Source organism: Rhodopseudomonas sp. B29 (assembly GCF_000333455.1).
Taxonomy (GTDB): Bacteria; Pseudomonadota; Alphaproteobacteria; order Rhizobiales; family Xanthobacteraceae; genus Rhodopseudomonas.
In genome coordinates this window covers 1-9,626 of sequence record NZ_BADD01000392.1, presented here as the reverse complement: position 1 = coordinate 9,626, position 9,626 = coordinate 1, and the positions used below count along the sequence as shown (strand labels likewise).

6 protein-coding genes and 2 pseudogenes are annotated in these 9,626 nt (G+C 65.4%); 2 read left to right on the top strand and 6 right to left on the bottom strand.

Going from position 1 to position 9,626, the window contains the following annotated elements:
* A partial coding sequence (locus I5M_RS29755; RefSeq protein WP_244432003.1) for an MBL fold metallo-hydrolase occupies window positions 1-387 on the top strand: 387 nt, incomplete at its 5' end.
* Between the two features lie 36 nt (window positions 388-423).
* Complete coding sequence (locus tag I5M_RS14000) at window positions 424-2,037, top strand: MFS transporter (RefSeq protein ID WP_022721966.1); 1,614 nt, start codon at window positions 424-426, stop codon at window positions 2,035-2,037.
* A 93-nt stretch (window positions 2,038-2,130) separates the two neighbouring features.
* Here the strand turns inward: I5M_RS14000 and I5M_RS13995 are convergent, their stop codons facing one another.
* From I5M_RS13995 to I5M_RS13975, 6 genes and pseudogenes are all read right to left on the bottom strand, one after another.
* Window positions 2,131-4,146, bottom strand: a complete 2,016-nt coding sequence (locus tag I5M_RS13995; protein ID WP_022721965.1) for an acetyl/propionyl/methylcrotonyl-CoA carboxylase subunit alpha — start codon at window positions 4,144-4,146, stop codon at window positions 2,131-2,133.
* An 8-nt stretch (window positions 4,147-4,154) separates the two neighbouring features.
* The gene (locus tag I5M_RS13990) at window positions 4,155-5,684 is read right to left on the bottom strand and encodes an acyl-CoA carboxylase subunit beta (protein WP_022721964.1); all 1,530 of its coding nucleotides are present in this window, start codon (window positions 5,682-5,684) and stop codon (window positions 4,155-4,157) included.
* Between the two features lie 17 nt (window positions 5,685-5,701).
* Window positions 5,702-7,426 carry a dihydrolipoyl dehydrogenase gene (gene lpdA, locus I5M_RS13985; RefSeq protein ID WP_022721963.1) on the bottom strand — a complete coding sequence of 575 codons (1,725 nt, stop codon included), beginning with the start codon at window positions 7,424-7,426 and terminating at the stop codon, window positions 5,702-5,704.
* Window positions 7,427-7,434: 8 nt separating this feature from the next.
* On the bottom strand, window positions 7,435-8,298 hold the full coding sequence (locus I5M_RS13980) for a 2-oxo acid dehydrogenase subunit E2 (RefSeq protein WP_376738680.1): 864 nt from the start codon (window positions 8,296-8,298) through the stop codon (window positions 7,435-7,437).
* 249 nt (window positions 8,299-8,547) lie between these two features.
* Window positions 8,548-8,706, bottom strand: a pseudogene (locus I5M_RS34430) (biotin/lipoyl-containing protein); the annotation flags it as partial.
* 28 nt (window positions 8,707-8,734) lie between these two features.
* Window positions 8,735-9,626: pseudogene (locus tag I5M_RS13975) on the bottom strand (pyruvate dehydrogenase (acetyl-transferring), homodimeric type); the annotation flags it as partial.

Below are 9,626 nucleotides of genomic sequence, written 5' to 3'. Positions count from 1 at the left end.
GCCGTATCAGCAGCAAGGCCGCCTGCGCGCCTTCAAGGAGGCGACGAATTTTCCCCCGGGATTCGGGCCATCGCGACGCACGGCCACACGCCGGGCCACACCTCCTATGAAGTCACAAGCGGCGCCCAACGCCTGCTGGTGTGGGGCGATCTGGTGCACGTCGCGCCAATCCAGTTTCGCGATCCAGCAATCACGTTGACTTACGACAGTGATCCGTTCGCAGCCGAGGATCGCCGTACGACGATTTTTGCGGACGCCGCGACTGAAGGCACCTGGATCGCCGCCGCCCATATCGCTTTTCCCGGCATCGGCCATATCGTGGCCTCGGGCACGCGCTTCGCGTGGATTCCGGCGAGCTATACGACTCTGCTGACACCAACGCCGTAGCTTGATGCCAAGCGCGACCGACACAGCGAGGACACGATGAGCAGCGCCGACGCACAACACCCCGCCGCGCCGCGGCCTTCGGCCTGGGCCGCGTTCCACCACACCACGTTTGCGGTGGTATGGACCGCGACCGTCGTCGCCAATGTCGGCACCTGGATGTACAACGCCGCCTCCGGCTGGCTGATGACCAACCTCGAGGCCGATCCGCTCACCGTGTCGCTGGTGCAGGTCGCCTCCAGCCTGCCGATGTTCCTGTTCGCGATTCCGGCGGGCGCACTCGCCGACATCGTCGACAAGCGCCGCTTCCTGATCCTGATCGAGATTGTGCTGACGCTGTTCGCCGTCGCCAGCGCTGTGCTGGTCACTCTTGGCCGCATGGATCCGGTTCTGCTACTACTGTTCACCTTCCTGCTCGGCGCCGGCGCGGCGTTCGCGGCGCCGGCCTGGCAGTCGATCGTGCCGCTGCTGGTGCCGAAGCCGGATCTCGCCTCGGCAGTTACCAGCAACGGCGTCGGCGTCAATGTCAGCCGCGCTATCGGGCCGGCACTCGGCGGCGTGGTGATCGGCATGATCGGCATCGCAGCGCCATTCTGGATCAATGCGATCAGCAATTTCGCGGTGATCGGGGCGCTGCTGTGGTGGCGGCCGCCAGCGGCGCGCAGCACTGCTCTGCCGCCGGAACGCCTGCTCGGCGCGATCGTGATCGGCTTCCGCCACGCTCGCTACAACATCGACCTGGGGGCTACCTTGATGCGGGCGGTCGCGTTCTTCTTCTTCGCCAGCGCTTATTGGGCGCTGCTGCCGCTGGTAGCGCGTTCTCGCATCGCAGGCGGCCCGGAGATGTACGGCATTCTGCTGGGTGCAATCGGCCTCGGCGCCATCGTCGGCGCATTCGTGCTGCCGTGGCTCAAGGCGCGGCTCGGACCAGACCGCGTGGTCGCAGCCGGCACGCTCGGCACCGCGATCTGTCTCGTTCTGCTCGGCGCGGTCCACCGCGCCGAGCTCGCGGTGCTGGCCTGCGTTATCGCCGGCGTATCGTGGATCGCGGTGCTGGCCAATCTCAACGTCTCAGTCCAGGTCGCGCTGCCGGATTGGGTACGCGGCCGCGGCCTGGCGATGTTTGTCACCACGTTCTTCGGCGCCATGACCGCCGGCAGCGCATTGTGGGGCCAACTCGCATCGGTGTTCGGCCTGCCGGCCGCGCATTTCGCCGCCGCCGCCGGAGCGGTGCTCGGGATCGCCGCGACCTGGCGCTGGAAGCTGCGCGGCAGCGCCGACCGCGATCTGTCGCCATCAATGCACTGGCCGTCGCCGGTGCTGACGCTCGACGCCGACGCCGATCGCGGCCCGGTGCTGATCACCGTCGAGTATCAGGTCTCAGCCGGCGAACGCGAAGACTTCCTTCAGGCGATCCGCCAGCTGAGCCGCCATCGCCGCAGCGACGGCGCCTATGCGTGGGACGTCTTCGAGGACGCCGCACAACCGGGCCGTTTCGTAGAAGTGTTCAAGGTGGCGTCGTGGCTCGAGCATCTCCGGCAGCACGAGCGCATCACCAACGCCGACCGCGTCCTGCAGGATCAGGTCCGCCGGTTTCACGCCAGCGCCGAGCCTCGCGTCACTCACTTGCTGGCCGCGCAATTTCCCGAGTGACAAGGGGCGGAGCGATTATCGGACGCTTCTATAATCAGCTTGGCTATATCGCGCGCTTCAAGCTGCTCAGCAGCAGGCACAATCCGTATATAGTCAACAAAATTCCAGGATGACGGCGTCGACCGCCAGCGTGGCGCCCGGCGACGCGTGGATCTTCTTGACGGTGCCGTCGCGCTCGGCGCGCAGCACGTTCTGCATCTTCATCGCCTCGACCACGGCGAGCGTCTCGCCGGCCTTGACTTCCTGGCCTTCGGTCACGGCGATCGACACGACGAGACCCGGCATCGGGCACAGCACCTTCTTGCCGGTGTCGGCCTTGTCGCCTTCCTTCATCCAGCGCGCAGCGGACGCCTCGCGCTCGGTGAAGACGTTGACGGCAACTTCAAAGCCCTGATGCGCCAGCCGGAAGCCGTTGGGGACGGCGCGGACCTGCACGGCGACCGGATGGCCGTCGATCGTGCCCTCCCACACCGGATCACCCGGCACCCACGACGACAGTAGTTGATGCGGCTGACCGAGCGAACCGTCCGGCGCGGCGAAGCGCACCACGAAGGCGTCGCCCTCGCGGATGACGTCGAGCGGAACCTCGCTGCGCTCGAGCCAGACGCAGCGGCGGCGCTCGCGGATCACGGCGCGGCTGATCATCTGGCCACTGATCTTGCGCTTGCGCTCGCCGATGACGCGGTCGATCGCGGCGCCGACCGCGGCGATGCGGCGGGCGACCTCGCCCTCCGGCAGACGCGGGGCGAAGCCCTGCGGAAACTCCTCGGCGATGAAGCCGGTCGACAGGTTGCCTTCGCGCCAGCGCGGATGCGTCATCAGCGCCGAGAGGAACGGGATGTTGTGGCGGATGCCGTCGACGTAGAACGCGTCGAGCGCGTGCGCCTGCGCCTCGATCGCCGCGGCGCGCGACGGCGCGTGGGTGACGAGCTTGGCGATCATCGGATCGTAATAGATCGAGATCTCGCCGCCTTCCTGCACGCCGGTGTCGTTGCGCACGGTGACGCCGCCGGTGGTGCTCTCTGCCGGCGGGCGATACTTCACGAGGCGCCCGATCGACGGCAGGAAGTTGCGGAACGGGTCTTCGGCGTAGACGCGCGACTCGACCGCCCAGCCCTTCAGCGTGATGTCCTTCTGCGCCAGCTTCAGCTTCTCGCCGGCGGCGACGCGGATCATCTGCTCGACGAGATCGATGCCGGTGACCATCTCGGTGACCGGATGCTCGACCTGCAGACGCGTGTTCATCTCGAGGAAGTAGAAGCTCTTGTCCTGACCGGCGACGAACTCGACCGTGCCGGCCGAGTCGTAGTTCACCGCCTTGGCCAGCGCGACGGCCTGCTCGCCCATCTTCTTGCGGGTCGCCTCGTCGAGCAGCGGGCTCGGCGCTTCCTCGATGACCTTCTGATTGCGCCGCTGGATCGAGCATTCACGCTCGCCGAGATAGATGACGTTGCCGTGCTTGTCGCCGAGCACCTGGATTTCGATGTGGCGCGGGTCGACGATGAACTTCTCGATGAAGACGCGGTCGTCGCCGAACGAGGCTTTCGCTTCCGCCTTGGCGAGGTTGAAACCCTCGGCAACCTCAGTGACCGAATGCGCGATGCGCATGCCCTTGCCGCCGCCGCCGGCGGACGCCTTGATCATCACCGGGTAGCCGATCTCGTCGGCGATCTTCACCGCGTGCTTGTCGTCCTCGATGACGCCGAGGAAGCCCGGCACGGTCGAGACCTTGGCCTTCGCGGCCGCCTTCTTGGATTCGATCTTGTCGCCCATCGCGGCGATCGCGCCCGGGTTCGGGCCGATGAAGACGATGCCGGCCTCGGCCAGCGCCTTCGCGAACGCCTCACGCTCGGACAGGAAGCCGTAGCCGGGATGCACCGCCTCGGCGCCGGTCTTCTTGCAGGCCTCGACGATCTTCTCGATCACCAGATAGCTGTCGGCGGCCGGCGCCGGTCCGATCAGCACAGCCTCGTCGGCCATCTCGACGTGCAGGGCGTCACGGTCCGCCTCGGAATAGACGGCGACCGCTTCGATACCCATGCGGCGGGCGGTCTTGATGACCCGGCAGGCGATCTCGCCGCGGTTGGCGATCAGAATGCGTTTGAACACAGCTCTTCCTACAACGGCATATTGTCGTGCTTCTTCGCCGGGATTTCCATCTTCTTGTCGCGTAGCATTGCCAGTGCCCGCGCGATCCGGCGCCGCGTTGCATGCGGCATGATGACGTCATCGATATAACCGCGCTCGGCGGCGATGAACGGGGACAGGAAGCGGTCTTCGTATTCCTTGGTGCGGGCCGCGATCTTCTCAGGATCGTTCATGTCCTGGCGGAAGATGATTTCCACCGCGCCCTTGGCGCCCATAACGGCGATCTGCGCGCTCGGCCAGGCGTAGTTGATGTCGGCTCCGATTTCCTTGGACGCCATGACGTCGAAGGCGCCGCCATAGGCCTTGCGGGTGATCACGGTGACCAGCGGCACGGTGCATTGCGAGAACGCGAACAGGAGTTTCGCGCCGTGCTTGATCAGGCCGCCGTATTCCTGTGCGGTGCCCGGCAGGAAGCCCGGCACGTCGACGAAAGTGACGATCGGAATCCCGAAAGAGTCGCAGAATCGCACGAAACGCGCGGCCTTGCGCGAGGCGTCACTGTCAAGCACGCCCGCCAGCACCATCGGCTGGTTGGCGACGAAGCCGACGGTGCGGCCGGCAACGCGGCCGAAACCGGTGATGATGTTCTTGGCGAACGCATCCGACAGTTCGAAGAAATCGCCCTCGTCCACGACCTTGAGGATCAGCTCCTTCATGTCGTAGGGCTTGTTCGGGTTATCGGGGATCAGCGTGTCGAGCGAGAAGTCTTCGCGCTCGATGTCGTCGAAGCTCGGCCATTCCGGCACGCCCTCGCCGCTGTTGGCCGGCAGGAAATCGACCAGCCGGCGCATCTGCAGCAGCGTCTCGACGTCGTTCTCGAACGCGCCGTCGGCGATCGACGACTTCGTGGCGTGCACCGAAGCGCCGCCCAGTTCTTCCGGCGTGACGACTTCGTTGGTCACCGTCTTCACCACGTCGGGACCGGTGACGAACATGTAGCTGGTGTTCTTCACCATGAAGATGAAGTCGGTCATCGCCGGCGCATAGACGTCGCCGCCGGCGCACGGGCCCATGATGACGCTGATCTGCGGGATCACGCCCGAGGCCTGGACCACGCGGCGGAATACGTAGGAGTAACCGGCGAGCGCCGCGACGCCCTCCTGGATGCGGGCGCCGCCGGCGTCGTAGAGGCCGATGATCGGCGCGCGCGCCTTCAGCGCCATGTCCTGGATCTTGGTGATCTTGGCCGCGTGGGTCTCCGACAGCGAGCCGCCGAACACGGTGAAGTCCTTGGCGAACACGAACACCTTGCGGCCGTTGATGGTGCCCCAGCCGGTGACGACGCCGTCACCGGGGATCTTGGTCTTGTCCATGCCGAATTCGGTCGAGCGGTGCTGGACGAACATGTCCATCTCCTCGAACGAATGCTTGTCCATCAACAGGTCGATGCGCTCCCTCGCGGTGAGACGGCCGCGCGAATGCTGCGCGTCGATGCGCTTTTCGCCGCCGCCGAGTTTGGCACCGGCGCGACGTTCTTCCAGGGCTTCAATAACGGACATCGATCGGACCAACTGACTTACCGGCTTTTGACGAGTGGAGGCAGGTCGGTGCAGATGCCTTCGTAAACTTCGGCGGCCATGCCGATGGTCTCACCGAGGGTCGGATGCGGGTGAATGGTCTTGCCGATATCCAGCGCATCGGCACCCATTTCAATCGCGAGACAGATTTCCCCGATCAACTCGCCGGCATGCGGACCGACGATCACGCCGCCGACGATGCGCCCCGTTTCGACCTCGAACAACAGCTTCGTCATGCCGTAGGACGCGGCCGATGCGATGGCCCGACCGGATGCGGCCCATGGGAATTTTGCCGAACGAATTGTCCCGCCCGACTCAGCAACGTCGCGCTCGGATTTGCCGACCCAGGCGATCTCTGGATCGGTGTAGGCGACATTGGGGACAATGTTGGCCGTAAAGGCCGCCGGCTTCCCGGCAGCGACTTCCGCGGCGACGTGCCCCTCATGCACCGCCTTGTGGGCCAACATTGGCCCGCCGACGACGTCGCCGATGGCGAAGATGTTGGGCGCCGTCGTTCTCATCTGCTCGTCGACCGTGATGAAGCCTTTCGCGTCGAGCGCAATCCCGATCCGTTCGAGACCGAGCTCGCCGCTGTTCGGAACGCGGCCGGCCGATTGCAACACCAGATCGTATGATGCCGTTCGCGCCGAGCCGCCCGTGATACCAACCTTAACGCCGTCGGGCGTGACCTCGGCGGTCGATACGCTGCTTGCAACCTCGATGTGCTCGAAGCGATGCGCGTTGCGCGATCGCCAGATCTTCACGGCATCGGCATCCACGCCCGCGAGGATCTCCGGGAGCCTTTCGACCAAGTCGATCTTGGCGCCAAGCGCGCTATAAACCGTCGCCATCTCCAGGCCGATGATCCCTGCTCCGATCACCAGAATGCGGTCCGGAATGCTCCGCATCGCGAGCGCGCCGGTCGACGTCACGATCCGCTCATCCGTTGGAAGCACTGCCAGTTCCACTGCGCGTGAACCCGTCGCGATGATGCATTGTCCGAATTCGATCTGCTGCAAGCTCGGCGCATCGCCCGCAACCGCGAGTCGCGTGGCGGAGACGAATGTCGCAGTGCCGCGGATCACCGTTACCCGGCGCGCCGCCGCCATCTGGCTCAGCCCATCCGTCAGCTTCTTGACGGTGTCGTCCTTGAAGGCACGCAACGCCTGCAGATCGATTTCTGGCGCGGCGAAGCGGATGCCCTTATCGGCAATCCGCTCGGCCTCCTCCTTGACAGCTGCAACATGAAGCAGCGCCTTCGACGGGATGCAGCCGACGTTCAGGCAGACTCCGCCCAAGGTGTCGTATCGCTCGACGATCGCCGTCTTCAATCCGAGGTCCGCGGCCCGATAGGCTGCTGAATATCCACCAGGGCCGCCGCCGATCACGACGAGGTCGTAGCGCGGGAGATCGGCTGCGCGCGAACCAGAAGCGGTCTGGCTTGGCGAGACCGTCTCGGCTTTCGCGCCGGGCTCGCGCGATGCCAGCGCCGCGGCCGTCGCGATGATCGTGCCTTGAGACACCTTGTCGCCGACGCGGAGTGCGACGCTCGCGATTGTGCCATCGATCGGCGAGGGAATCTCCAGCGTCGCCTTGTCGGATTCGACGACGATCAACGCCTGCTCGCGCGCGACGACGTCGCCGGGCTTGACATGAATTTCGACAACTTCGACGTCCCGGAAGTCCCCGATATCGGGGACCCGGATCTCCTCTGTCCGTTGCATCTGCGTCCTCACAATGCGAAGCGCCGAAGATCGGCTAGCACCGTCGCGACGAAGCCCAGAAATCGGGCTGCGGCCACGCCATCGACCACGCGGTGATCCCACGAGAGATTGAGCGGAAGCATCAGCCGCGGCTCGAATTCGCGGCCATTCCAGACGGCCTCAGTCGCGGCACGCCCGGCGCCGAGGATCGCCACCTCGGGCGCGTTGATGATCGGCGTGAAACCCTGCCCACCGACGCCCCCCAGAGAGGACACAGAGAAACAGCCACCCTGCATGTCGCCCGACGCGAGCTGCCCCGCGATCGCTCTGTCGGCCAGCGAGCGCATTTCCGCGGCGATCTGCCGAAGTCCCTTCTTGTCGCAGTCCCGGATCACCGGCACGACCAGACCTTTCGGCGTGTCGACGGCGAAGCCGATGTGAACATACTGCTTGAGGATCAACTCACCGCCATCGAGCGACGAATTGAAGCGCGGATAATTCATCAGCGCCACGGCTGCGGCCTTGATCAGCAGCGACACCATGGTGAGCTTCGCGGCCTCCTTCGCGGCCTCGGCATTGGCGAGCTGACGAAACGCTTCGGCCTCGGTCACGTCTGCTCTGTCGAAATTCGTCACATGCGGAATGACATTCCAGTTACGCGACAGGTTTGCGCCGGTCAGCTTCTGGATGCGCGTCAGCGGCAGGCGCTCGACCGCGCCGTACTTCTCGAAGTCCACCTTGGGCCAATCAACCGACGTATGGGGCGCAGGCGCCATGGCCAGGCCTGATCGCACCAGTCCGTTGACGAAAGCCGCCACGTCCTCACGCAGGATCCGACCCTTGGGGCCGGTGGGCTTGACGGAGTCGAGCGAGACGCCGAGCTCCCGCGCCAAAGCGCGGACCGACGGTGACGCATGCGCGGCGCCGATCGGCTGCGGCTGCTCCAGATGTGCTCGCGAGTCGACTGGCGGCGCTGCGGGCGTTGGCGGTTGCGGCGCTGCGGGCTGCTGCGAGACCAGTTGCTCCAGCTTTGGCGCCGGCGCAGCCGGCGGCCGAGGCGCGGTGGACTCACCTCGTCCTTCGAGGATCATCAGAACCGAGCCTTGAGAGACCCTCGCGCCGACGTCGATCAGCAGTTTGGCCACCGTACCTGCGGCCGGCGATGGCACCTCCATCGTCGCCTTGTCGGACTCGATCGACAATAGCGGCATGTCGATCGTGACCACGTCACCGACCGACACATTGATTTCGACCACTGGAACGTCTTTGTAGTCGCCTATATCCGGCAGAACGACTTCCATTGAATGCGACATGGCGCTCCGCCCCCTCTCAGCGAGACCAAGGCGATGGGACGCCGGCCGGCAATTCGTAGCGAGCAATCGCATCGGCAACCCGCTGCCGCGTGACGTCGCCCGACTTCGCCAGCGCCGACAGCGCCGCGACGACGATCTGCTGACGATCAACCTCGAAGAAGGCGCGCAGCGCGGCGCGCGTATCGCTGCGCCCGAAGCCGTCGGTGCCGAGCACCGTAAACGGCGCCTCGATATAGGAGGCGATCAGTTGCGGATAGGCGCGGACATAATCCGACGCCGCGACGATCGGCGTGGCGCCACCGAGGCACTTTGCGACGTGGCTTTCGACTGGGTCGGACAGAGGCGCAAGCCGATTGGCTCGCTCGACTTCACGCGCTTCCCGCGCCAGCTCGGAATAGCTGGTTGCCGACCAGACTTCGCTCGACACGTTCCATTCGCTGTGCAGCATCGACGCAGCGGCCATCACCTCCGGCAGAATCGCGCCCGAGCCGACCAGGCGTATTTTCGCCGGCCCGTCGGCGCTCGGCAGAACCCGATAAAGACCCTTGATGATGCCGTCGCGCGCATCGGCGGGCATCGAAGGCTGCGCATAGTTCTCGTTCATCACCGTGAGGTAGTAGAACTCGTCGTTGCCCTGCTCGAGCATCGACCGCATGCCATGATCGACGATGACCGCCACCTCGTAGGGGAATGCAGGATCGTAAGCCCGGCAATTTGGAACGGTCGCCGCCATCAGATGGCTGGAGCCGTCCTGATGCTGCAAACCTTCGCCGCCGAGCGTCGTCCGGCCCGCCGTCGCCCCGATCAGAAAGCCGCGCGCCCGCTGGTCGGCCGCAGCCCAGATCAGATCGCCGACGCGCTGGAAGCCGAACATCGAATAGTAGATGTAGAACGGCAACAGCGGAAGT

Bases quoted from the DNA above. Each gene is read 5' to 3' on its own strand.
- I5M_RS13990 (WP_022721964.1), bottom strand. From the start codon at position 5,684: ATGTCCGTTATTGAAGCCCTGGAAGAACGTCGCGCCGGTGCCAAACTC.
- I5M_RS14000 (WP_022721966.1), top strand. From the start codon at position 424: ATGAGCAGCGCCGACGCACAACACCCCGCCGCGCCGCGGCCTTCGGCC.
- lpdA (WP_022721963.1), bottom strand. From the start codon at position 7,426: ATGCAACGGACAGAGGAGATCCGGGTCCCCGATATCGGGGACTTCCGG.